The following is a 22,093-nucleotide window of genomic DNA, read 5'->3' as shown; positions in this document are numbered from 1 at the left end:
GATATAGAGCGGTGCGATCCCGGTATCGCATCGAACAGGGCAAGCCCTTGAATCTGTCCAGCGTCGCGTCCCCGTCCACCGAGTCTGTCCGGCAGCGGCTGCTCTCCATCTTCGGCGGTTCGGTCGGCAACCTGATCGAGTGGTACGACTTCTACATCTACTCGGCCTTTTCGCTGTACTTCGCGAAGGCCTTCTTCCCGAGCGGCAACCCCGTGGTGGAGCAGCTCAACACGGCCGGGGTCTTCGCGCTCGGCTTCCTCATCCGTCCGGTGGGCGGCTGGGTGATGGGCCTCTACGCGGACCTGCGGGGACGCCGCGCGGCGCTGTCGCTGTCGGTCACGTTGATGTGCCTGGGCTCGCTCATCATCGCGCTCTGCCCCACCTACGAGCGGATCGGCGTGCTGGCGCCCACCGTGCTGCTGCTCGCGCGGCTGCTGCAGGGGCTCTCGCTGGGCGGGGAGTACGGCACCAGCGCCACCTACCTCAGCGAGGTCGCCACCTCGCGCCACCGCGGCTTCTACAGCTCCTTCCAGTACGTCACGCTCATCATGGGCCAGCTGCTCGCGACGATGACGCTGCTGGTGCTGCAGCGGCTGGTGCTCACCGGCCCCGAGCTGGAGGCCTGGGGCTGGCGCATCCCCTTCCTGTGCGGCGCCGCGCTGGCCGTCTTCGGCTTCTACATGCGCCGCAACATGGTGGAGACGGAGGCCTTCCAGGCGGAGGCCGCGAAGAAGACGGAGCACCGGCCCATGCGCGAGCTGCTGCGCCACCCCAGGGAGCTCGCCATCGTCGTGGGGCTGACCATGGGCGGCACGCTCGCCTTCTACACGTACACCGTCTACATGCAGAAGTTCCTGGTCAACTCGGTGGGCCTGACGCGGGACCAGTCCACGCTCATCTCCGTCTCGTCGCTGTTCCTCTACATGCTGTTGCAGCCGGTGTTCGGCCTCATCTCCGACAAGGTGGGCCGCAGGCCCGTGCTCATCTGGTTCGGCCTGATGGGGACGCTGTGCACCGTGCCGCTGCTCACGGCGCTGACCCGGACGCGGGATGCCTTCACGGCCTTCCTGCTGGTGCTGGCCGCGCTCGTCATCCTCTCGGGCTACACCTCCATCAACGCCGTGGTGAAGGCCGAGCTGTTCCCGGCCAGCATCCGCGCCCTGGGCGTGGGGCTGCCCTACGCGCTCACCGTCTCCATCTTCGGCGGCACGGCCGAGTACGTGGGCACCTGGCTCAAGCTGGCCGGCCACGAGCGCTGGTTCTTCTGGTACGTGACCGGCTGCATCCTGTGCTCGCTGCTCGTCTACGCCTTCATGAGGGACACGCGCAGGCAGAGCCGCTTCGATTGACGGTGGATTCCAATGACAGGCTCGCTCCTCCACCCTGAATGCAACAGGGACGCGAGTGCGAGACGACTGTGTTGAAGGACACACCTCTCGAGTGTTGCTTGGTGCACGGAGTGCCCCCGGGGCGCTGCCGCATGCGGGGTCGCGATGCACATCCAGCAGCACATGCTTCCCCCAGGTCTCTTGTACGAAGAGAAGCGCCTGCAGGCGCTTCAGCGCTACGGCATCCTCGATACGGCGCCCGAAGCGGAGTACGACGACATCGTCCAGCTCGCGGCGCGGCTGTGCAACGTCCCCATCGCGCTCATCAGCCTGGTGGACCGGGACCGGCAGTGGTTCAAGGCGAACGTGGGGCTGCCCGGGGTGACGGAGACGGAGCGCTGCATCTCCTTCTGCACCTTCGCCATCGAGCGCGAGCATGTGCTGGTCGTCGAGGACGCCACGAAGGACGCGCGCTTCGCCTCCTGTCCGCTCGTCACGGGGGAGCCCTTCATCCGCTTCTACGCCGGCGCTCCCATCCAGACGGAGGACGGCTATCACCTGGGCACCCTGTGCGTCATCGATCGGGAGCCCCGCCCGCTCACCGACGAGCAGCGCCGCGGCCTGGTCGCGCTCAAGCGGCAGGTGGAGTTGCTGCTGCGGCTGCGCCTCCAGGTGAAGCAGGTCGAGGAGCGCAACCGCCAGCTCCTGCAGAGCTCCAGCGATGCCGTCATCATGCTCGACGAGCTGGGGCGCGTGGTGGAGCTCAACCCGGTGGCGGAGCGGCTGCTGGGCCTCGGTGGCTCCCAGGTGCTGGGCACCTTCCTCGATACGCTGGCCCCGGAGGACGAGCGGGAGACCTTGCGCCGCGCGCTCCAGCAACTGCGCATGCGGGGCACGGTGCGCCTGGAGAACCAGGGGCTCAAGTCCGCCCGGGGCGAGCGCGTGTCGCTGGACATCGCCGCCTCGCTCCAGGAGATGGGCCACACGCGGCGCCTGCTGCTCGTGGGGCACGACCTCACCGAGAAGCGTCGGCTGGAGCAGCAGAGCATCCAGAATGATCGGCTCGCCTCGGTGGGAGCGCTGGCGGCGGGGATCGCGCATGAGATCAACAACCCCATCGCCTACGTGCTCTCCAACCTGTCCTTCCTGGAGGGCTGGCGCGACGACCTGGAGCGGCAGCTGGCGGCATCACCCGGCTTCCCGTCGCACGTGACGGACCTGCTCGGCGAGGCCCGGGAGGTCATCTCCGAGTCGCTCGACGGCTGCAAGCGCATCCGGGACATCGTGCACGACATGCGCTTCTTCTCGCACGCTCCGGACGAGGCACTGGCGCCCGTGAACATCAACGCGAGCCTGGACTTCGTGCTGCGCATGGCACAGAGCGAACTCAAGCGCACCGCGCGCCTGGAGAAGGACTACGACCTGGAGCTGCCGGTCGTGTTCGCCAACGAGAGCCGGCTGGGCCAGGTGTTCCTCAACCTGATCATCAACGCCATCCAGGCCATGCAGCCCGGCTCCCCGCAGCGCAACACCCTGCGTGTGTGCACCGCGCGCGAGGGCGAGCGCGTGCGCATCGAGGTCTCGGACACCGGCCACGGGATTCCTCCCGAGGTGCTGCCGAAGATCTTCGATCCGTTCTTCACCACCAAGCCGGCCGGCTCGGGCACCGGGCTCGGCCTGTCCATCAGCCACTCGCTCGTCCAGAAGATGGGGGGCGAGCTGCGCGTGCGCAGCGAGCAGGGCAGCGGCACCACCTTCTCGCTGGTGCTGCCCACGGGCGAGCGCGCGATGGAGGCACTGGCCGCGCTCGCCTCGTGAGAGGGGCTCTCAGCGGCGGCGCTTCGGCGTCGCACCGCGCTTCTTTGCCACCTTCGCGGCGGCCTTCTTCACAGCGCCCAGGGCCCTGGCGGCGGCCTTCTTCGCGGCGGTCTTCGTCTTCGCGGCGGCCTTCTTCGCGGCCTTGCGCGGAGCCGGCGCGGTGCGCTTCTGGTACTTCGGCTCGTAGAGCTGGACGCGCACGCCACCCGGCATGGTGAAGTACGTCACGAAGCCGTAGCCGTGGTCCTGGACGTCCTGATCGAACGCGACGCCACGCGACTTCAGGTCCGCGACCGTGCCCTGGATGTCGTCGCAGTAGAACGACACGTCATGCGTGCCGGACGGCGGGCGTCCCGACTCGTCGACCGGATGGACGCCGAGGTCCGCCTCCGGCAGGTCGAAGATGAGCCAACCCTCACCGACGTCCGTGTGTGGCAGCCGAAGCTTGTCGCGCAGGAACGCGCGCATCCCATCGGGATCGGACGTGTAGAACAACCCATGCAGGCCGCGGATCATGAGCCCCTCCTCGCGCGAAGTGCGCTGTACGTCTCTCCGCTAGCACGCGGCCTCAATCGGCTTCAAGCGGCCGTGGAGGACGGTGTTTGGCGTAGAGGCCGTCCCGCCACGCGAGCAGATCCGGGAACCGCGATGCGAGCTCCGCGTGGCTCCAGAGCTCCCGCGTGCCCGGGCCCAGTGGCAGGTAGGCATCGTCCACCGGGCGCACGAACTGGAGCATCACCGCCGCGGTGATGTCCGCGTAGGTGAAGCGGTCTCGCAGGTAGGGACGGCCTCCGAGGGCGGCACGCAGCTGCTCGAACGCGGGGATGACGGTCGCGGAAATGGCGGCGTCCACGTCGGCCGGAGCCTGGTGCTTGCGGGCGAGGAAGCGCGCGGCCATCGTGGCGGATGGGGCGAACAGGCGGCGGGTCCACGCGGGCAGCAATGGGGGCAGACTCTCCTCCTGGGCCCGCCGGTTCCGGGGCAGCCGTGCCACCACGTACGCACGGGCCACGCCGAGCACCCGCTCACTGACGTCCTCCCAGTGCGCGATGGTCTCGGAGGCCTCGGCGGGGAAGAGGGGTTCTCCCCGCCCCAGCTGCTCCACGCGCCGCGCGATGGCGAACGAGCCCGTGATGGGGCCCGCCTCATCGAGCAACAGCGGAACGGAGGGGCGCATCCCGGGTTGCGTGTGCCTGCGCAACCACGGCTCCCCGAGGAGGGGAATGTGCTCGCGGTACCGGTAGGAGAGGCGGTGGTGCTCCACGGCCCAGCGCGCCTTCTCCGTCCAGCCCGAATAGCTGAGACCGACGAGTGTGGGCATCATGACCGGGACGCCTGCTCCTGGACCTCGAACGTCATGCCCGCGCGCCGCAGGCGCTCGACGAGCCGCATGCCCATGCTCGAGGCGGGAGTGAGGACACCCCCCTTGGCGGGAGCCTCATCGAAGGCCAGACAGAGGGCGGACTCGGCGAGCATCCGCGACGTCGCCGCGTAGCCGGGGTCTCCCTTGGCGGCGACCTTTCCCTCCAGCCGTACGCGGTTCCCGCTCTTCGCGGACATCCCCTCGCCGATGAGCCGCACCTCGAAGAACCCGCGCTCGCGCTCCTCGGGCGAGGGGCCCTCGCCGGGGGCGGGCAGCACCCGCTTCTCCAGCTGTCGCCGCAACGCGGGCACGGACATGGCCGCGAGCAGGCCGCCGAGCCCCGCGGTCATGCCCGTGGCGGTGAGCAGTCCCTTCACCCCGGGCCGGAAGCTGGACACCTCGGAGTAGAGGAAGTCCTGGCCCCAGGGATGGCCGAGCAGGGCATTGGAGCGCCGCACCACGCGCGTGTTGACGGCGGACATCACGAAGGGCGCCGTCCATCGCCCGAGCTCCGGGTTGTAGCGCACGCCCATCTGATCGCGCTCCTCGGGGCGGCCCCGCCGCGGCTCGGGGTCGAGCGCGTGGGGATTGCCGAGCACGCGGCGCAAGGAGGGGTCCGCCCGGAGCTCGTCAACGGTCTGCAGCATGCTCGCCACGGTGCCCCCACTGAAGCCGCCGCGCATCTTCGCCACGTGGAAGAGGATGCGCTCGCAGTGCCCACCGTGGTGCTCCCGCATGTACTCCTGGACCATGAGCACGCCCAGGTCCGACGGGATGGAGTCGAAGCCGCAGGTGTGGACGATGCGCGCGCCCGTCTCGCGGGCCCGCTCGTGGTGGGCGTCGATCATCCGGCGCATCCACTGCACCTCGCCCGTCAGGTCGCAGTAGTCCGTGCCGCCGCGCACGCAGGCGGCCACCAGCTCATTGCCGTATTTCGCGTAGGGGCCCACCGTGGAGATGACCACGCGCGTGCGAGCCACCATCGCGTCCAGCGAGGCCGCGTCCTTCGCATCCCCGATCACCAGCGGCAGCTCGGCGCAGGCGGGGCCGAGCGTGGCGCGCACCTGCTCGAGCCGGGCACGGTCACGGCCCGCGAGGGCCCAGCGTGCGCGGTGCGCGTCCTGCGTCCGGGCGAGGTACTCGGCGACGAGGCGGCCGGTGAAACCGGTGGCGCCCCACAAGATGATGTCGAACTCCGTCTTCGAGGCTTTGGGCATGGGTGGAAGGGCTAGCAGGAGCGCGCTCTCTCCGCCATGCACATGTCACTGTCTTCCGGTATTTCTCGGAATGCTGTTGTGACTGGGTTCTCGAGAGGGCTTCGTGGATGATTCGCGGCGAGTCACCCACCTCGTTCAGTGAGGGTTTCATGTTGCAATCCAGTTGCTCACTCCGTCCCCACCGGGCCGTCCTGGTCCTCTTTCTCACCCTGCTCCTGCCGGTGCGCTTCGCCGCCGCGCATGGCCGGTACTTCAGCGACGCCAGCTCCGTGGGCGTGAATCACCCCAGCTGGATGCGTTGGATTCCCGACTCCACGAGTCTCGCGGCGCTCTCGCTCCCAGGCACCCATGACACGATGGCCAACGAGACCGAGTGGTACGTGACCGAGTTCGAGCGGCCCTGGATTTTGACCCAGGGCATGGAGCTCCGTCCCCAGCTGGACGCGGGCATCCGCGTCCTGGACATCCGCGCCCGCCACATCGGAGATCGCTTCACCATTCATCACGGCAGCTACCACCTCATGGCGAACTTCGGTCAGGTGCTGGAGACGGCGATCCAGTTCTTGAGGGACAACCCGACCGAGACCGTGCTGATGCGGGTGAAGAAGGAGCACACCGAGGAGAACACCACCCGCTCCTTCGCCGCGACCTTCGAGTGGTACCGCGACCAGTCCGCCTATTCACCGTACATCTGGCGAGGCACCACCATCCCCAGGCTGGGCGATGTCCGGGGGAGGATCGTCATCATCGATGACTTCGCCGGGGGCACCTATGGAATCAGCTGGGGCAGCCTCGCCCTGCAGGACGCATGGACCGAGACGAACACCACCACCAAGTGGAACCTGGTGCGCGACCACCTCGAGGCCACCGACGCGGGCGACCCGAACAGGCTGTACGTCAACTTCCTGAGTGCCTCGGGAGTGGGTGGAACGCCTCGGGCCATCGCGGGCGCCGTCAATCAAGAGGCTCTCCACTACCTCATGGGCGGCAACGTCCAGCGTACGGGCGTGCTCATGATGGACTTCCCGGGCGCGGGATTGATCGACGCCATCATCGCCCATGACTTCCGTCTGGCCACCAACGCGTTCTCGGTGGGGAACGACTTCGCGACCGCCTTCAACAACGTCGCCCATGGCTTCCACAGCGAGGGTGATGATGAAGCGCGGGACCGGGTCATTGAAGCCAGGAGCTTCCTGTCCCATGTGCTGCCGGGCGTGAACTGGCACGTGCTGGTGTCGGGCACGTCTGGCTCGGACAACTGGGGCTACACGGTCCAGCATCACGGGCTGTACCAGAAGTCGGAGTGGATCAACGGCTACTGCCACGTGGCGTTCGGCACGGTGTCGAGCGACAGCACGGTCAGCGACAGCTTGCTGGCGAGCTATGTCGATGGAGCCATTGGCGGCTTGAGTGGCAACGCGGAGCAGCGGGCGGCCCAGCTCGGCTCGCTGGTGCGGGCGCGCTTTCCCTTCCAGTCCTGGAGTGTCCTGGTGAAGCGGGCACCGGGAGGCTTCGACAACTGGGCCTACAGCGTGGGGGGCACCCAGTACCAGCGCTGGTCTGGAGACTACGCCTACGCGGTGTGGGGCTATGCACCGCAGGCGGGCGTCTACCTGTACGAGCACGCGGGCTATCAGGGCGACATCCGTCACCTGACGGGGTCGGCCGGCTCGCTCGACAGCTTCAACGACCGGACCTCCTCCATCCGCATCGTCGGGAACTACCGTGCCAACATCTGGGAGCACAACGACTTGACCGGCGCGGGCCTGTACGTGCCGCAGACCCGGGATGATCTCGTCAGCCAGGGATGGAACGATCGGATCTCCTCGGTCGAGGTCTGGCGCTACTGAGCACGAGCGCCACTGCTCGACCGAGGAGGCCCTTCACGCGTTTCAGCCCTGGTAGGACTCGTCCTGCTCGATGCGGCTGAGCACCCAGTCGAAGTCGCCAGACGTCACCCGGGCCGAGCAGTGCGTGCAGTTGCCCGCCATGTTGATGGACAGCGGTGCGCCGCACGAGGGGCAGCGCTTGTCCGCGCTCGGCCTGCCCTTCGCGGATGTGCCGCGGATGAGCGTCCAGTACTCGCTGTACTGGCGCTCGCGCGACCGGCTGCCGGACACCTGCTTCCCGTCCGAGTCCCGCACCGTGTAGTCCAGGCCCGTGGCGTACATGCGCACGGTGATGGCGTGGTAGTACTTGTCGCTCACCACCCGGGCCAGCTCCACGCTGGTGATGCGCGCGTTCTCGGTGATGTTGCGCAGCCCCGCCTGCTTGTAGGCGTCCATCCAGTACAGCTGGGACTGGAAGAGGCTGTCGCTCACATAGGGGCGGGCCCGCTCCCACTGGCGGTTGGACCAGGCCACCTGCATCTCCTGGAAGATGAGCCCGAGGCGCTGGTTGAGCGCGTCCCAGGACAGGTTCGGGTCCTGCGTCAGCAGCCGCCGCATGCGCTCGTCCACCTGGGGCTGCTTCACGGTGGGCAGGTGCGTGCCCTCCTCGGGCGTGTCACCGCCGAGCTGCGGGCCGCGCGCCTCGCGCTCCAGCGGCTGCACGCTCTCCACCACCCAGTCGAACTCGCCCGTGTCCACCTTCTGATCGCAGTACGAGCACGTGCTGCCCCGCATACCGTCCAGCGGCGCGCCGCAGTTGGGGCACTTGAACACCCGCGCCTGGTCCGGCGAGCGCGACTTCACCGCCGTGCCGCGCGACAGCGTCCACTCCTCCGCCACGTAGTAGCTCTGTTCCGAGCCACGCGAGCTCTGCTCGGTGTAGTTGGCCTCGAAGAGGATGCGCACGTTCACCCTCGTGCTGTTCGGCCATATCGAGGAAGCGCTCAGGTATTGCATGGAGCCCACCACCACCGCCTGCACCCGCGCCGGCTGGCCGAGGCTCCCCAGGGCCTCGCGCGCCTGGGGCGACAGGTACGCGGCCAGCGTGTTCAACCGTCCTCCGCCGCGCGCCTCGTGGGCCTTGGCATAGAGCGCGTAGAGGAAGTCCTCGAAGGGCACGAGCGAGAAGTCCGGGTCGAATGGCACCGGCCTTCCATTCGCTCCAGGTGGGCCCACCGTGCGCAGCCGCGTCAGCCTCTCCCTCACCGCCCCCGAGCGCTCCGCGTTCCCTCCGGGCGGCTGCTGGGGCACCGTCGTGCTCCAGTCTCCCTCCTTCTTCTGCATCCGCTGCACGACGACGACCGCGCCGATGATGACCATCACCATCATCAGCGTGCAGCAGAAGCCTCCGCTGCTGCTCGAGCCGCCCTCGCTGTACGTGTAGCTGCCTCCGGAGTAGCTGGAGCCGCTGGAGTAGCTGCGCGACGAGCTGCTGGAGTAGCTCCGGGAGGAGGAGGAACTGCTGGACGAGCCCCGGGAGGAGCTCGAGCCTTTGGAGGAACTCGAGCCGCGGTAGGTGTTGCCACCGCCCGGCCGTGCCAGGCTCTCCGGCACCACGAGCAGCAGCGCGAGCAGCAGGGGGGCGGCGAAGGCCAGCCAATGAAGGGAGCGTCTCATGGGTCTCACGCGGCGTGGGGAGCGTCGGGAAGCTCGTTGACGTCATCGGCGGAGCGCGGCAGCACCCGCTCCAACGGGGGCGCCAGCAGCCGCAGCGCCTCGAAGAAGGGCTCGGGGGACTCGGAGGCGGCCACGGCGGCCGACAGCTTCGCCAGCGCCTCCTCCCACTCCTGGCCCAGCGCGGCGATGTCCACTCCGATGTCGGGCACCACCTCCACGCGCCGCTCGAAGGTGGAGACGAACACGAGGATGCCCGTGCGCCCCGTGGTGCGCGAGATGCCGAGCTCCACGAAGGCCGCCCGCGCCGCCTTGCGCACGTTCTCCTCCAGCAGCTTCCGCGAGGTGAGCCACCGGCGCACGTTGGGCAGGGCCGCGCTCACCGTCGCCCCCACCGCGAAGGACAGCGCGACGTCGATGGGGAAGAACTCGAGGGGGAATTCCTGCGGCAGGTAGAGCATGGCCACCAGCGTCACCAGCCCCAGCCCGAAGCCCACGAGGTAGTCCGTGTGCCGGTACTGGCCGGAGGTGCGGTGCACCGACACCACCACCTCTGCGGCGGTCCGGGCCTCGATGGCCTTCACCTCGTCAGCGGCCTTCGCCTTGGCGGCGTCATCGAAGAATGCGCGAGCCCACATGAGTCATCTCCTGGGGCGCGCAGCCTAGCCGACCGGTCCCCGGGCCGCACCCCATCCCGGGTCTCCGCACTGTCCGTCACTGCCTGGGGTTCGTGGAGGACTGGGGCTTCAGCTCGCCCCGCAGGATGGAGACGAGCATCTCCCGCGTCTCGTCGTAGGAGGGTTCGCTCTCGAAGAAGCCGAACGTCTTGTGCACGTTGCCCGGGTAGTAGCCGTCCAGGTGGAACACGCGCGGCGCCGAGGGGTTCTTCTCCCGCACGAACGCGTTGGCGAAGGCATAGGAGCCCAGGGACACGACGAACGCGGGCTGCTCCTTGTCCGGCTCGTACACCTGGAACTCGTAGCGCTTGGCCCAGTCGCCCACCAGCTCGAAGTTCTCCACCACCATGACGTTGCGGCCCGACTCCTGGAACTGGTCGCGGATGAAGTAGTCCTTGTCCACCTTGCCCGCCTGGTGCAGCAGCAGCACCGCCTCGCGCTCGGTGTCCCGCTGCTTCTTGTTCCCGAGCGCCTGGTGCAGCTGCACCAGCTTGGCGCGCGTCTTCCAGTCCTGGGGCTCCAGGTCCGCCGCCTTCTGGAAGCACTCCAGCGCCAGCGCGGACTCGCCGCGCAGCTGCCGCAGCTGTCCGGCGTTGTAGTGCGCCAGGGTGAAGCCCGGCTCGGCCTCGCGCGCCTTCTCGTAGGCCTCCAGCGCCTCCTGGGGCTTGCCCTGGTCCATGTGCAGCAGGCCCAGGAGGAAGAGCGCCTGCGCGTTGCGCGGCTCCAGCGCGAGTGTCCGGTCGATGGCCGTCCGCGCCTCCGCCGGCCGATCGAGCTGCAGGTACAGCGTGCCCAGCAGATGCCAGTACCGGCTCCGCTGGGGCTCCAGCTCGGTGGCCCGGAGGGCGTCGGCGAGCGCGGCCTCGGGCTGGTCCCCTCCGCCGCGCAGGAAGGCCTTGATGTAGTGCGGCTCGGCGAGCTCCGGCGCGAGCGCCAGGGCCCGCTCGGCCTCCTCGAGGCCCCAGTCTCCCCTGTGGAGGAGGAACTCCACCCGCGCCAGCAGTGCATGGAGCCGGGCATCCTGGGGGCTCTTCCCGACGCGGGCCTCCAGCTGGCGCGAGAGCTTCTCCAGGTCCGCGAGCGAGGCCTCGCGCTCCGGTCCTCGAAGCCCCAGGGCCGCCCGCTCCAGCCGCGCCTCGTCGGTGTCCGCCGGAGCGCTGGCCGGTGCCGTGGAGGCGTGGCGGGTGGCGCAGCCGGTGCCGAGGAGGAGTCCCGTTCCCAGGACTCCCAGGAGTCGGAGTCTTTTCATCCACGAAGCATGGAGTGGACGACGTATACCTCGCAAGCGTGCTCGACCGGCTGGCCGCTCCCCTTCAAACTCGGGCCCGGAGGCACGCATGACAGCCGTTTCTCTTCCCCACCTGGATCCCCGCCTTCTGGCGCTGCGCATCGAGAACGCCCAGGCGGAGCAGGTCGATCGGACGCCGTTCCCCTCGCGGCAGGGCAAGCCCGCACTCCGGGTCGCGGGAGGGCGCGCCATCTTCCTCGGGCCGCGCTCGCCCTACTCGGTGGCCATTGGCGTGGGGCTCGAGGGATTGGTGGGAATGGAGGACCTCGAGCGCATCGAGTCCCACCTGGGCGCGGGGGGCGGCGCCGTCCGCATCGAGCTGAATCCGTTCTGCGAGCCCTCGCTCTCGGCGAAGCTGGCCGCGCGCGGCTACCGGGTGGAGCGCTTCCTCCAGGTGTGGTGGCGGTCTCCGGTGCCCGTGCCACCGCCCGTTCCGGGCGTCGAGGTCCGCCCCGTGCGCCCCGGCGAGGAGCGGCTCTGGTCCGAGCTCTTCTTCCTCTGCTTCGTGGGGCGGCCCACGGCGTCCGAGGTGGAGCTGGCCGGAGGGCTGGGCATCTTCCGCACCGAGGGGAACACCTGCTTCCTGGCGCTCCAGGAGGGAGAGGCCCGGGGCGTGGGCGTGGTCTCCGCGACGGGCGGCGTGGCCCTGCTGTCGGCGGATGGTGTGGTGCCGGCGTTCCGGGGGCGGAGGCTCCAACTCGCGCTCATCCACGCGCGGATGGCCTGGGCGGCGGAGCGGGGCTGCGACGTGGTGACCGCCTCGACGGAGCCCCTGACGGCCTCGCAGCGCAACTACGAGCGGGCGGGCTTCCGCTGCGCGTACCCGAAGCTCGTCATGGTGCGGCAGCTCTCTCCGTGGGGCTGGGGCTGAGCGCGAGCGGGCTTCAGGCCAGCGCCATCTCGAAGCCGGTGCGCCCCTCGGGGAAGTGCTCGCGCGCGAGGCCCGCGGGCGTCACCGCGTAGAGGTGGAAGTCCAGCCTGCGCTGGAAGAAGCCCTTCAGCGCCCCCTCGTGCGGGTCGTCCTGATCCATGTACAGCGAGAAGAAGTGGTACCCCTTGCCGTGGTGGTCCGCGTACACGTGCTCCACCAGGGCGCGCAGGATGGCCGGGTCCTCCCCCGTGATGCTGGTGTTGCACAGGTAGAAGTAGCGGAAGTCGTGTCCCGGCTCCGGCAACCGCGGCGCGCGCAGCACCGTGGCCATGGCGTCGTAGCCCCACTTCACCCACTGCATCGAGCCCCGGTACGCCAGCACCCGGTAGCGCTTCACCGCCTCCGGGTCCCATACCGAGGTGCACCCCACCAGCTTTCCGCTTCTGTCGAAGGCCAGGTAGCTGCCCTCCACGCTCAGCCCCGGCCAGCGCTCCAGCCGGTGTTGCAGCTCCCCCTGGTCGTAGCGGTAGCCGAAGGGGCGTGCCCGGTGGTCCGCGTCCAACAGCGCGCTCATGGCCGGCACGTCCCCCGGTGTGGCGCGCCGCACGTGGATGGGGCCACGGCCCGGTTTCCGGCGGCGGGTGAAGTGCACGGACACCGCGGAGAAGCGGCGCAGCAGCGTGTAGTGCGGCTGGTTCACCCGGTTCGCCTTGCGCTTCACGAGTGCCTGCAGGGCCGCGGCGTTGCTCGCCATCACCGAGGTGAGGAAGGCCTCCACCCCCAGCCGCTCCGCCGTTTCCTCCAGCACCGGCCCGTAGAAGCGCGCCACGCTCCGGCTGCGTCTCGCGGAGAAGCGCGTGCGCAGATCCCCCAGGTACCCCACCCGGCACGGCCGGCCCTCCAGCCAGCCGTCCCTCACCAGGATGGTGCCCATCCCATCCAGCCCGTCCTCCACCTCGTGCACCCAGAGCTCCGTGTCTCCCCGTTGCATGTCGTAGAGGCTGAAGAAGTCCGGCGAGCGCTGCGTCGTCAGGACCAGTTCGCCCTGCATCGGCACCGAGCCGAAGAGATCGAGCAGTCGGGCGTTGTCTTCACGGTTCGCTCGGCGCAGGTCGCTCATGGGGTGCCCCACAGTTTAGGCGAGTGGGGGGCGAACGGTGGCAACCCGGGGGGGCGTATACCCTCACCCCGTCCCTCTCCCAGAGGGAGAGGGGTTGTTATTTCAGCAGGCCCTCCAGGGCCGCGGCTCGTCTCGCGTCTTGCACCACTCCCTGGATCCGGCCCGAGCTCGGGAAGAGTTTCTCCGCCTGCTCGCTCAGCCTCAGCGCCTTCTCCAGCGACTCCTTCGTCCTCTCGTGCACCCAGCCGCGCAGCAGCCCCGCCCACGCGTCCTCCAGGGTCTCCAGCGCCTTCGCCGCGCCCTCCTCGTATAGCGGCAGCGCCTTCTCCGGAGCGTTGCGCACCGTGTCCAGGAAGTACCCCAGCTCCACCACCGCCGGTGCGCTCCGCTCCGACCCCACCACCGCCTCCTCCAGCAACCTCTGCGCCTCCTCGAAGGTCTCCTCCGCGTCCCGGCCAGGCTCGTCCGCTACCTGCAACTGTCTCGCGAGCTCCAACAGGTTGGGCGTGTACGTGGGGTGCTCCGACGCCAGCTCTCGGTGCAGCCGCAGCCGCTTCGCGTCTCCCGGTGCGCCCGCACGCCGCGCCTCCCGGAGCCGCTCCGCCAGCTCTTCCACTCCCGGGTGCAAGGTCCTCTTCGTCATTGCACCTTCTCCATCAACCGGTCCTGCTGCTCGATGAGCTTCTCGGCCAGCTTCAGCCGCGACTGTGTCGCCAGGGTGAAGTCCTTGCGCTCCAACATCTGTTTGATCTGGAAGAGGGTGTGGTCGCGCAGTTGTGACGGGAAGTCGCGTACTCGTTGCAGAGTGGCGGGGATCTGTCCCAATCGCGTGCTGAGCAGCGCGATGCGTTCCATCATTCGCGCCGCCTGCTGCTGCTCGATGATCCCCACCGCCGCCGACTCGGCGATCAGCGCCTCCGCTTGCGCGAACTCGCCCTGGGCAATGAGCGCCCAGATACGTGCCGAGATCGTGCCTCCCTTGGTGCGCGTGACCTCCTCGAGCTCCTCAGCCCCGCATGCCCCTTCGATTCCCTGGGCACACGCCACCCGCAGGCCTTCTCCGGGCTCCTCCCGTCGCGCGGCTTCTCCATGGCCACAGCCGATGGTGCACAGCAGCGCACACCCGCTGAGTAGGAGCTTCCAGATGCTCACGGTCCACCCCCCATTGAAGCCAATCAGGTTTGAGCCTGATTGGGCCACGAATGGATATGGGGTGTCAAAAGGCGTAGCCGAGGGACAGGGAGAGCACGGGGAAGTGCACGTACTCCTCGAAGGTCCTGTCCAGGTAGCCCTCGGCGAAGCGGGAGAAGGCGGTGACGAGCAGCGGCTGACTCGGCTCGAACTGGGGCTCCACGCGGCTGTTGGAGTCGAGTGTGAAGGCCGCGCCCAGCGCCGTGCGCATCGTCCAGCCCGAGCCCAGTCCCCACCGCCAGCCCAGCTCCACGTCCACCATGTGCAGCACGGAGCGCACGCGGTACTCCCGGTTGAGCACGGACTCGCCCACCGGTGGTTCCACGCCCGTCAGCGCCACCAGCACATCCTCCGGGTTCGTCTCGCCGCCGAGCGCCACCAGCCCGTAGCCACCCTCCACGTAGAAGCCCGCGCTCGGGAAGGGCCGCCAACCCACGTGTGTCCTCCACACCAGGGAGCTTTGCAGCGCCTCCTCGATGAGTGTCGCGCGGTCCCGCTCGTAGGCGCCCAGCTCCACCGCTACGTCGTTCACCGCTCGCACATACGCCGCTGGCAGATAGCCCAGGGACGTCGACAGGCGCAGCCGCCACGGTGATTCGACTCCTACCCGGCCGCCCACCGACAGCGGGAAGTCCGTGTTGGCTTCCACCGTGATGTCCCAGCCGTGGCCCTGTTTCTCCTCGGCCCTTGCTTCCGCTCCCGCTACCAGCCCCGCGAGAAGCAGCAGCGCACCGACTCCACCCCGTGCCTTCATCGTCCCCTCCACCGTGGAGGCCTCCCGGGGAGGCCTCGTGCGCGACACGCGGTACCCACTCGGGGCACGGTGGGCACTCGGGCCATGGGATGCCATGGGGCCCGAGGCGCCAGGGAGGGGCTCGGTCGCCTGGTTACCGCTCGCGCGCGGCGCGCACCTGCCGGAGCGATTGTCCGTACCTGCCGAGCAGCAGCGGCGTGGCCAGGGACTGCTCGGGGTGCATCCGGAGCAGCAGGTGGATGACACCGCCGAGTCCCGGCATCAATCCCGGAGAGAACGCCTCCCGCGCCAGTCCGCCCACCGGCCCCCGTTCCTCCAGGCTGGACAGGAGCTGCGTGTCCATCCACTCCCGGTCGGGACCCGTGGACTCCGGGTCGATGCTCCGCTCGGTGTCCAGCAGCTCCCACAAGCCCAGGTCACCGTGGCAGAGCGTGTGGCTCCAGCCGAAGCCCTCGTTCAGGCCCGCGGCCCGGGCCCTCCGGGCCACGTCCAGGTGCCGTGTCTCTCCAGTGCGGACATAGAGGTCGCACGCCGCCAGCCCGATGCCCGTACTCCCGTGGCACCACGCGTTGACGTACTCGACGGCACTGCCGCGCCGCACGTCCGCCCAGACTCCCTTCTCCGGGCGGTACAGCGACTCCTCGAAGGCGAAGGCCTGGTCGGCCAGCTCCAGCCACCGCCGGCGGTCCGCCTCCGTCCCGGCGGCGCTCAGCCCCAGCCGCGCCAGGGCCCAGCCGATTCCCGTCGCGCCGTGCGCGAAGCCTCCGATCGCCTCGGGGAACATCGAGGTGGACCACCGAGCTCCCATCGCGTCGCGCGTCGCCGTGTCCTCCAACTTCCGGCCCGCCCGGGCGGCCAGCTCCAGCCACCGCGCCTCCCCCGTCTGCTCGGACAGGTTGAGCATCGGCACGATGACGCCGGCCGCTCCTCCGAGCACCTCCAGCAGCCGGTCCTCCTCGTCCATCCGCTTCTCGAGCACCTCGGCCCGGGCGCGGGCGCGCTCCAGCATCCACGGCTCGCCCATCAGGTCGTGCAGCGAGCTCCAGGTCCACACCTGCGACGCCACGCCCAGGAAGGCGCCGATGTGCTGGGTGGGTACCTTCTCCTCGGTCGCCCGGAGCACCTCCAGCGTTCCCCTCACCGCCGCCGCAAGGCCCTCCACCTCCTCGACCCGTCCCTGCTTCATCTCGTGCAGGTACTCGGCGAGCGCGAGCGCGACTCCGCCCTGTCCGCTGTAGACGTCGGCGGTCAGCGGGCGGATGACCCAGCCCACCTCGGTGAGCACCGGGCTGATCCACGTGACGGTGCCGTCCGAGCCCCGGATGCCCGCATCGAGCATCTGCCGCACCATCGCGGCGGCCAGGGTCCTGCGGCGGGCGTCCAGCCGCTCCCCGCGTGGTTGCTTCAGCGGATCCTGCATGCGGGGCGGGAGCACCCGGTCGTTGAGATAGGCGCTGACGAGTGCCCCCTGGATGGTCATCTCCTCCAGGGCGAGGTCGGCCGAACGCCACCCGGCGACGATCTTCTCGATGAGCGCGTCATCCACCCGGACGGTGAAGACGGGCACATCCCCCACGAGCAGGTCGTCGATCTCCCGGTCGATGACGGCGGGGTCGGTCGGCGCACCCGGTGAGGCCTCGGCGTTGCGGCGCAGCACGTCCCGGGCGCGTGCGAGCGCCTTGGGCGCGTCATGCATCGATGCGGGATGCCACAGCATCCGGCCGATCTCCGCGTACGCCTGGGTCGGCCGGAGGATCCGCCGCACCTCGCAGCCGGAGAAGTGTCGGAGCAGTCCTGTGATGTCCCGCGCCGCGTCCAGCTCCCGGAAGCGAGCGGTGAGGTCGCGGAAGCCGGTGACGATCTGATCCCAATACTGGAAGAGGACCGGCTTGGGACTGGGATGGTTCTTCGTGGGAGGAAGCTCCATCACGGTCATTCCCAGACGCGCGGAGTCCGTGCCGCCCCCGATGATGGTGGGCGTGGGAATCTTTGGCTGCTGTCCCGGCAGTGCCCCCGCCGCCGAGATGTCCACGCCGGCCAGGGCGAGGCCGGTGGCGCGCAGCGGCAGCAGGCCCGTGCGCAGCACGGTGGTGCGGATGGTCTCCGCGGCGATGTCCACCGCCTGGCCCCGCCCGGAGGGGCTGGCCGGTGTGTCCGGAGCGAACAGGCTCTCGACGTCCACCACCACGGGCACCGGGCCCTGTGCGACGAGGTTCTCCGAGTGCAGGTCCGTGCCACCCACCAGGCGCATCACCGCGAGCCAGTGACCGAGGTTCCGGTAGAAGCAGATGAACTCGGCCTCGCCCTCGCAGTAGCGATGTTCGACGAACTCCGCCCAGCCGTAGCCCTCGCGCGCGAGCACCTTGGGCACGCGGATCCGCTCCTGGGGTGGACGGTCCGCCAGCACGCGCTCCAGGAACGCCTCCAGGGCGATGTCCACCTGGACGTCCCTCGGCTTGTACATCACCGAGCCCCGCTCGAAATCCAGGCGCGCCACGGTGTGGCCGCCCCGGTGGGAGTCCCCGGCGCCCAGGGAGATGGCGCGCAGCTCGCCCCCGGGACCGCCCGGCAACGTGCCAAGTGCCTCCCGATCCGCGATGAAGCGCTCCACCAGGGTGAGCACCGCGTCCATCTGGAGCTGGCAGAAGGTGGCGAGCCGCTCGTGCAGCGTGGGGTAGCGGCGGCGCAGGTGCTCGCTGAACGGCTCCGTGCAGGCCAGGGCGATGAACTGCTCCCACCGCTGCGTCTCATCCGCCGCGTCGAGCTTCCCCGTCAGGGAGGCGGCGTGCAGCTCCAACAGCAACACCCGGCTGACCCGGGCCTGGGCTCCATTGCGCAGGTGCGTCCGGGCGGCCTCGAGCAGCAGGGCATGCTCGGCTTCACCCAGGCCCTTCAACTGGCCGAATCGCTCGGTGAGCTTCCCCAGGAACGGTTGAATCAGCGCGACTACCGGGCGCACGAGCCATTCCGACTCGGGGCTCTCAGCCATTGTCTGTTCCTCGTGACTTGTCCGAAGGGGCTTCTCGCCGCGCGGAGAGCACCCCACGGCACATCCGGCGCAGCGCCGGGTGCCGCGGGGCTCTCGACGACGTCACTTCAACCGCGGATCAGCAGCAGTAGCTGTTGCGCGAGCCGGTGCACGAGCTGCAGCCGGTGAGCAGCGCGTCAGATGCGTCCGTCAGCGCGCTCTCGGTGGCCGAACCGCCCACGTACAGCGGGCCCGCGGGGTTGACCATTCCGAGCGACGTCTCGGAACCCGACAGCCAACCCGACAGAATCTCCTCGACATGGGCATCAGTCATCTTCATGGGGGACTCTCCATTGCAGCGTGAGAAGCACGTCATGCGTCGAGAGCCGCCCACGTGAGCGCAGGCATGCCCCGACGTGATGTGAATTGAAACATACTCAAGGTTCAAACCGCAAATCGCGCCCTCCCCGCCGTGGTGCGTCACGGCGCTCATGCGGCTTCGATTGGTTTTCACCTGGCGCGGCGAGGTCGGGTAGAACGCGCGTCCCCGCATGGGCCAGGGGCCCGGGGGGTAATAAAAGAGGGGAAACAAGAGACATGGGTGTGTTTTTCAAACGATTGGTTCTGGGTCTGGTGTGCGCCGTGGCGAGCGCCGGGTGCGGCGGAACGCAGTCAGGGTCCGACACCGGGCTCGACAAGGGTGACGGCGAGAACTCGGGTGTGCTCGCGGATGCGGGCTCGGGCACGGGCGGGGACGCGGGCACCTCGTCGGGGCTGGCGGCGCTCGAGGTCTCCAACGCCGCTGGTTTCGACTACGGTTCGACCCTCATCGGGACCACGGCCGAGCATCGCTTCGTCCTGCGCAACCGCGGCACGGACACCGCGACGCAGTTGGAGGTGACGCTGGCGGGTTCCTCCTTCGCGTTCGCGGGCGGCACCTTCCCGGGCGCCGGAGGCACGTGCGGGAGCGAGCTCGCCGCCGGGGCCTCGTGCCAGGTCGCGGTGGCCTTCGCTCCCACCGCGCGTGGCGCCGTGAATGGGACGCTCACGGTCCACTTCGGCAATGGGCCCGTGGACGCTGTCATCGCCCGGACCCTGGCGGGCAAGGGGCTCGCCCCCGCGCTCGTGCGCGTCGAGCCCGCGAGCGTGGACTTCGGGAGCGTGGTCGTGCTCTCGTCCTCGACTTCCTGGCGCACCGTGACCCTGACGAACATCGGCGACGTGGACGCGCACCAGCTCTCGGCGCGCAACCCCCCGCAGCCCTTCTCCTTCAAGGGGGGCTACCAGCCCGGAACGGAGGGCACGTGCTGGATCACCCTCGCGGCTGGAGAGAGCTGCACCCTCGTCCTGGGCTTCAGTCCCTTCGACGTGGGTGAGGCGAGGACCACGCTGTCCATCTCCTATGAGGACGGCGTCTCCTTCCGGAGCCTTCCACTCGTCCTCAGCGGTTCGGCCGTGTCCTCCGCGTATCTCCGCTTCTCGGACGCGGATCCGTTCGACTTCGGCGCCGTCACCGTCGGAACGGTCGTGGAGCACACCTTCACGGTCACCAACGTGGGTGGCACGGCCGCCACCCAGCTGCGGTCGGACTTCCGCGCGGAGCCCTTCTCCTTCAAGGGCGGAGCGTATCCCGGTACGGGCGGCACCTGTGACACCTCGCTCCAGAGCGGTGCGAGCTGCACGCTGGTCGTGACGTTCGCTCCGACCACCCTGGGCCCGAGACACTTCGCGCTCTCCCTCAACTTCCTCAATGGCACGGGGGGCACGCGGTCCGCGGGCTTGAACCTCTCAGGTACAGGTGTGGACCCGTGAGCTGAGGACCCGGGGAACGAGAGACCCTCACCCCGGCCCTCTCCCAGAGGGAGAGGGGGTGGGGGTCTCCACGTAGGTCTTGAGCCCTCCACTTCCGAGCAGCGCACGCCAGCCTTCCCGCAGCCTCGGGACCGTGTGCTCGTCCACCCGGCCGAAGATCGCGTCCTCCACCCGCACCACCGTCCGCTCTCCCTCCTCCTTCAACGTCAGGCGCGCCGTCGTCGTCGCCGGCCCTCCGAACGCCGGCGTCAGGTGCCCCGCCAGCTCCAGCACCCCCGGTGGCTCCACCACCAGTACCGTGTACCAGAGCGCCCCCGCCTCGTTGCCCCAATCCTCGTACACCCGCCCTCCCGGGCGCGCTTCGATGACGAAGCCCTTCGGCTCCCGGCCCACGTAGAACTCCCGCGGCCACCACCGGCCCGTCTCCTCCACCAGCGCCCTCCACACCCGCTCCCTCGGCGCTCCCACCGTCACCTCCACCTCCGTCCTCGCCACCCCCACTCCGATTCCGGTCTGCGTCATTCCGTGCTCCTCTCCAATCGCTCGTGGGACTCCCGCGCCTACTGCAGCGGCGGCGTGCACGGCAGCTCGACGGTGAAGGTGGCGCCTCGTCCCGGCTCGCTCTCCACGTGGATGCGGCCCCCCAGCGTCTCCACCACCTCCCGGGTGATGTAGAGCCCCAGGCCCAGGCCTCCGTAGTGCCGCTCCGACACGCCCCGCTCGAAGCGACCGAAGACGCGCGTGCGCACGCTCTCGTCCATGCCGATGCCCTCGTCGCGCACCGTCAGCCGCGCCCACCCCTCCCGCTCCTCCACGCGCAGGTGCACGGCCCGGCCCGCCCCGAACTTGAGCGCGTTGGACAGCAGGTTCGTCACCACCTGCTCCAGCCTCAGCACGTCCCAGCGGCCCGGGATGCGGCCAGCGGCCTCCACCACCAACGGGCAGTCCACCCGCGCCGCCTGCGTCTCGAAGTCGGTGGCCACGTTCCTCACGAGCGCCGCCAGGTCGACGTCCTCCTCGAGCCGCAGCGTGAGCCGTCCGCTGGAGATGCGCGTGGCGTCCAGCAGGCTGTCCGCCAGTGAAGTCAGCCGCCGCACCTGTCCGCGCGCCGCCTCCACGTGCCTGTTCAGGGGCTCCAGTCCCGGGCCCTTCTCCTTCATCGCCTGCTGTAGCAGCTGCAACCGCAGCGCCAGCGGCGTGAGGGGCGTCCTCATCTCGTGGCTGGCCACGGAGAGGAACTCCTCGCGCAGGCGCACCGCCTCGCGCAGCTCCGTCACCAGCCGCTCGCGCTCCACCTCCGCCGCCTTGCGCTCCGAGATGTCCGCGGCGAAGCCCTCGATGAAGCGCAGCGTCCCCTCGGGATGGTAGACGCCCACCGCGCGCTCCCACACCCACTTCACGCCCCCCTCCCGCGTCTGGATGCGGTACGTCACCGTCAGCTGCCGCCCGGCCGCGAAGGCCTCCGCCGCCGCCAGCTCCACCCGGCCGAGGTCCTCCGGGTGCAGCAGGTCCGTCCAGCGGAGGGTGCCCTGGACGAACTCGGGGGCGGAATACCCGGTGAGCCACAGGCATCCCTCGCTGACGAGCGCGAACGTCTGGTCCGGATGGCGGCGGAAGACCATGCCGGGCAGGTTGTCCATCAGCGTCGACAGGGTGCGCTGGCTCTCGCGCAGCGCCTCCTCCGCCCGCCGGCGCGACTCCTCGAGCATCTCCCGCTCCCGCTCGTGCAGCTCGGCCTGCTGGCGCCGCAGCGCCTCGCGCTCGCGGTGCAGGTCCACGAAGACGCGCACCTTGGCGCGCAGCGTCTCCGGCTCCACCGGCTTGCGCAGCCAGTCCACCGCTCCCGTCGAATACCCGTGCGCGACGGACATCTCCTCGCGCGAGGCGCCCGTGAGGAAGATGAGCGGTACGCTCCGCCGCTTCGGCTCGTGCTCGCGCAAGAGCCGCGCCGTCTCCAGGCCATCCAGGCCCGGCATCCTCACGTCCATGAGCACCAGGGCGAAGTCCTCGTCCTTGACGCGGTCGAGCGCCTCCTCTCCGGAGCGGGCCGTCACCAGGTGCAGCTCGAAGGGACTCAGATGGCGCTCGAGCGCGAGGAGATCCGAGGGCTGGTCATCCACCAGCAGCACGCTGGTGCGTGGCGCTTGCGCTGCTTGCAAGATTCCTCCGAACCCTGGTGTACC

General features: G+C 69.5%; 19 protein-coding genes. 5 read left to right on the top strand and 14 right to left on the bottom strand.

The genetic code is table 11. The features are described 5' to 3' along the window. Window positions 1–11: 11 nt before the first annotated feature. Both NR810_RS11855 and NR810_RS11850 read left to right on the top strand, forming a co-directional pair. Window positions 12–1,349, top strand: a complete 1,338-nt coding sequence (locus tag NR810_RS11855) for an MFS transporter (protein WP_257451489.1) — start codon at window positions 12–14, stop codon at window positions 1,347–1,349. A 162-nt stretch (window positions 1,350–1,511) separates the two neighbouring features. After that, a complete protein-coding gene (locus NR810_RS11850) occupies window positions 1,512–3,146 on the top strand; it encodes a sensor histidine kinase (protein WP_257451487.1) in 1,635 nt (544 codons plus the stop codon). 9 nt (window positions 3,147–3,155) lie between these two features. Here NR810_RS11850 and NR810_RS11845 read toward each other — a convergent pair whose 3' ends face one another. Genes NR810_RS11845 through NR810_RS11835 form a run of 3 tightly spaced genes read right to left on the bottom strand, consistent with a single transcriptional unit; the run spans window position 3,156 to window position 5,726 of the window. Continuing rightward, complete coding sequence (locus tag NR810_RS11845; protein WP_257451486.1) at window positions 3,156–3,662, bottom strand: VOC family protein; 507 nt, start codon at window positions 3,660–3,662, stop codon at window positions 3,156–3,158. A gap of 52 nt (window positions 3,663–3,714) precedes the next feature. After that, on the bottom strand, window positions 3,715–4,470 hold the full coding sequence (locus NR810_RS11840) for a glutathione S-transferase C-terminal domain-containing protein (protein WP_257451484.1): 756 nt from the start codon (window positions 4,468–4,470) through the stop codon (window positions 3,715–3,717). Continuing rightward, the gene (locus NR810_RS11835) at window positions 4,467–5,726 is read right to left on the bottom strand and encodes a saccharopine dehydrogenase family protein (protein ID WP_257451482.1); all 1,260 of its coding nucleotides are present in this window, start codon (window positions 5,724–5,726) and stop codon (window positions 4,467–4,469) included. The genes NR810_RS11840 and NR810_RS11835 overlap by 4 nt, the downstream gene beginning before the upstream one ends. 149 nt (window positions 5,727–5,875) lie before the next feature. Here NR810_RS11835 and NR810_RS11830 point away from each other — a divergent pair, with 149 nt between their 5' ends. Continuing rightward, entirely contained in the window at window positions 5,876–7,576 is a 1,701-nt protein-coding gene (locus NR810_RS11830; protein ID WP_257451479.1) for a phosphatidylinositol-specific phospholipase C domain-containing protein, read from the top strand. Window positions 7,577–7,618: 42 nt separating this feature from the next. Here the strand turns inward: NR810_RS11830 and NR810_RS11825 are convergent, their stop codons facing one another. From NR810_RS11825 to NR810_RS11815, 3 genes are all read right to left on the bottom strand, one after another. Beyond that, the gene (locus NR810_RS11825; RefSeq protein WP_257451477.1) at window positions 7,619–9,232 is read right to left on the bottom strand and encodes a TIM44-like domain-containing protein; all 1,614 of its coding nucleotides are present in this window, start codon (window positions 9,230–9,232) and stop codon (window positions 7,619–7,621) included. A 5-nt stretch (window positions 9,233–9,237) separates the two neighbouring features. Beyond that, the gene (locus NR810_RS11820; protein WP_257451475.1) at window positions 9,238–9,867 is read right to left on the bottom strand and encodes a hypothetical protein; all 630 of its coding nucleotides are present in this window, start codon (window positions 9,865–9,867) and stop codon (window positions 9,238–9,240) included. Between the two features lie 76 nt (window positions 9,868–9,943). Further along, window positions 9,944–11,155 carry a tetratricopeptide repeat protein gene (locus tag NR810_RS11815; RefSeq protein ID WP_257451472.1) on the bottom strand — a complete coding sequence of 404 codons (1,212 nt, stop codon included), beginning with the start codon at window positions 11,153–11,155 and terminating at the stop codon, window positions 9,944–9,946. A gap of 88 nt (window positions 11,156–11,243) precedes the next feature. Here NR810_RS11815 and NR810_RS11810 point away from each other — a divergent pair, with 88 nt between their 5' ends. After that, window positions 11,244–12,065, top strand: coding sequence for a GNAT family N-acetyltransferase (locus NR810_RS11810; RefSeq protein ID WP_257451470.1), 822 nt, complete (start codon window positions 11,244–11,246; stop codon window positions 12,063–12,065). 13 nt (window positions 12,066–12,078) lie between these two features. On the opposite strand, the gene NR810_RS11805 is transcribed toward NR810_RS11810, so the two are convergent. The 6 genes from NR810_RS11805 to NR810_RS11780 form a co-directional block, all read right to left on the bottom strand. Continuing rightward, window positions 12,079–13,185: a hypothetical protein gene (locus NR810_RS11805; protein ID WP_257451468.1), complete on the bottom strand. Its 1,107-nt coding sequence runs from the start codon at window positions 13,183–13,185 to the stop codon at window positions 12,079–12,081. A gap of 97 nt (window positions 13,186–13,282) precedes the next feature. Next, on the bottom strand, window positions 13,283–13,828 hold the full coding sequence (locus NR810_RS11800) for a hypothetical protein (RefSeq protein WP_257451466.1): 546 nt from the start codon (window positions 13,826–13,828) through the stop codon (window positions 13,283–13,285). After that, the gene (locus NR810_RS11795) at window positions 13,825–14,337 is read right to left on the bottom strand and encodes a hypothetical protein (RefSeq protein WP_257451464.1); all 513 of its coding nucleotides are present in this window, start codon (window positions 14,335–14,337) and stop codon (window positions 13,825–13,827) included. Before NR810_RS11795 ends, NR810_RS11800 begins: the two co-directional genes overlap by 4 nt. A gap of 64 nt (window positions 14,338–14,401) precedes the next feature. Continuing rightward, window positions 14,402–15,130: a hypothetical protein gene (locus NR810_RS11790; RefSeq protein ID WP_257451461.1), complete on the bottom strand. Its 729-nt coding sequence runs from the start codon at window positions 15,128–15,130 to the stop codon at window positions 14,402–14,404. A 133-nt stretch (window positions 15,131–15,263) separates the two neighbouring features. Beyond that, window positions 15,264–18,119 carry a type 2 lanthipeptide synthetase LanM family protein gene (locus NR810_RS11785; RefSeq protein ID WP_257451458.1) on the bottom strand — a complete coding sequence of 952 codons (2,856 nt, stop codon included), beginning with the start codon at window positions 18,117–18,119 and terminating at the stop codon, window positions 15,264–15,266. A gap of 118 nt (window positions 18,120–18,237) precedes the next feature. Further along, window positions 18,238–18,438: a DUF6229 family protein gene (locus NR810_RS11780; protein ID WP_257451456.1), complete on the bottom strand. Its 201-nt coding sequence runs from the start codon at window positions 18,436–18,438 to the stop codon at window positions 18,238–18,240. A 257-nt stretch (window positions 18,439–18,695) separates the two neighbouring features. On the opposite strand from NR810_RS11780, the gene NR810_RS11775 reads away from it, so the two are divergent. Further along, a complete protein-coding gene (locus tag NR810_RS11775; protein WP_257451454.1) occupies window positions 18,696–19,910 on the top strand; it encodes a choice-of-anchor D domain-containing protein in 1,215 nt (404 codons plus the stop codon). Between the two features lie 27 nt (window positions 19,911–19,937). Here the strand turns inward: NR810_RS11775 and NR810_RS11770 are convergent, their stop codons facing one another. Then, window positions 19,938–20,432 (bottom strand): SRPBCC family protein, encoded by a 495-nt coding sequence (locus NR810_RS11770; protein WP_257451451.1) that lies wholly within the window; start codon window positions 20,430–20,432, stop codon window positions 19,938–19,940. Between the two features lie 38 nt (window positions 20,433–20,470). Then, the gene (locus NR810_RS52085) at window positions 20,471–22,069 is read right to left on the bottom strand and encodes a sensor histidine kinase (protein ID WP_306818076.1); all 1,599 of its coding nucleotides are present in this window, start codon (window positions 22,067–22,069) and stop codon (window positions 20,471–20,473) included. Between the last annotated feature and the right edge of the window lie 24 nt (window positions 22,070–22,093).

Source organism: Archangium lipolyticum (assembly GCF_024623785.1).
In the GTDB taxonomy this organism is placed as follows: Bacteria; Myxococcota; Myxococcia; order Myxococcales; family Myxococcaceae; genus Archangium; species Archangium lipolyticum.
This window is presented reverse-complemented; position numbering and strand designations above follow the sequence as displayed.

Coding starts and splice junctions, on each gene's coding strand:
- NR810_RS11850 (WP_257451487.1), top strand. CDS start 1,512: ATGCTTCCCCCAGGTCTCTTGTACGAAGAGAAGCGCCTGCAGGCGCTT.
- NR810_RS11845 (WP_257451486.1), bottom strand. CDS start 3,662: ATGATCCGCGGCCTGCATGGGTTGTTCTACACGTCCGATCCCGATGGG.
- NR810_RS11840 (WP_257451484.1), bottom strand. CDS start 4,470: ATGATGCCCACACTCGTCGGTCTCAGCTATTCGGGCTGGACGGAGAAG.
- NR810_RS11835 (WP_257451482.1), bottom strand. CDS start 5,726: ATGCCCAAAGCCTCGAAGACGGAGTTCGACATCATCTTGTGGGGCGCC.
- NR810_RS11830 (WP_257451479.1), top strand. CDS start 5,876: ATGTTGCAATCCAGTTGCTCACTCCGTCCCCACCGGGCCGTCCTGGTC.
- NR810_RS11825 (WP_257451477.1), bottom strand. CDS start 9,232: ATGAGACGCTCCCTTCATTGGCTGGCCTTCGCCGCCCCCCTGCTGCTC.
- NR810_RS11820 (WP_257451475.1), bottom strand. CDS start 9,867: ATGTGGGCTCGCGCATTCTTCGATGACGCCGCCAAGGCGAAGGCCGCT.
- NR810_RS11815 (WP_257451472.1), bottom strand. CDS start 11,155: ATGAAAAGACTCCGACTCCTGGGAGTCCTGGGAACGGGACTCCTCCTC.
- NR810_RS11810 (WP_257451470.1), top strand. CDS start 11,244: ATGACAGCCGTTTCTCTTCCCCACCTGGATCCCCGCCTTCTGGCGCTG.
- NR810_RS11805 (WP_257451468.1), bottom strand. CDS start 13,185: ATGAGCGACCTGCGCCGAGCGAACCGTGAAGACAACGCCCGACTGCTC.
- NR810_RS11800 (WP_257451466.1), bottom strand. CDS start 13,828: ATGACGAAGAGGACCTTGCACCCGGGAGTGGAAGAGCTGGCGGAGCGG.
- NR810_RS11790 (WP_257451461.1), bottom strand. CDS start 15,130: ATGAAGGCACGGGGTGGAGTCGGTGCGCTGCTGCTTCTCGCGGGGCTG.
- NR810_RS11785 (WP_257451458.1), bottom strand. CDS start 18,119: ATGGCTGAGAGCCCCGAGTCGGAATGGCTCGTGCGCCCGGTAGTCGCG.
- NR810_RS11780 (WP_257451456.1), bottom strand. CDS start 18,438: ATGAAGATGACTGATGCCCATGTCGAGGAGATTCTGTCGGGTTGGCTG.
- NR810_RS11775 (WP_257451454.1), top strand. CDS start 18,696: ATGGGTGTGTTTTTCAAACGATTGGTTCTGGGTCTGGTGTGCGCCGTG.
- NR810_RS11770 (WP_257451451.1), bottom strand. CDS start 20,432: ATGACGCAGACCGGAATCGGAGTGGGGGTGGCGAGGACGGAGGTGGAG.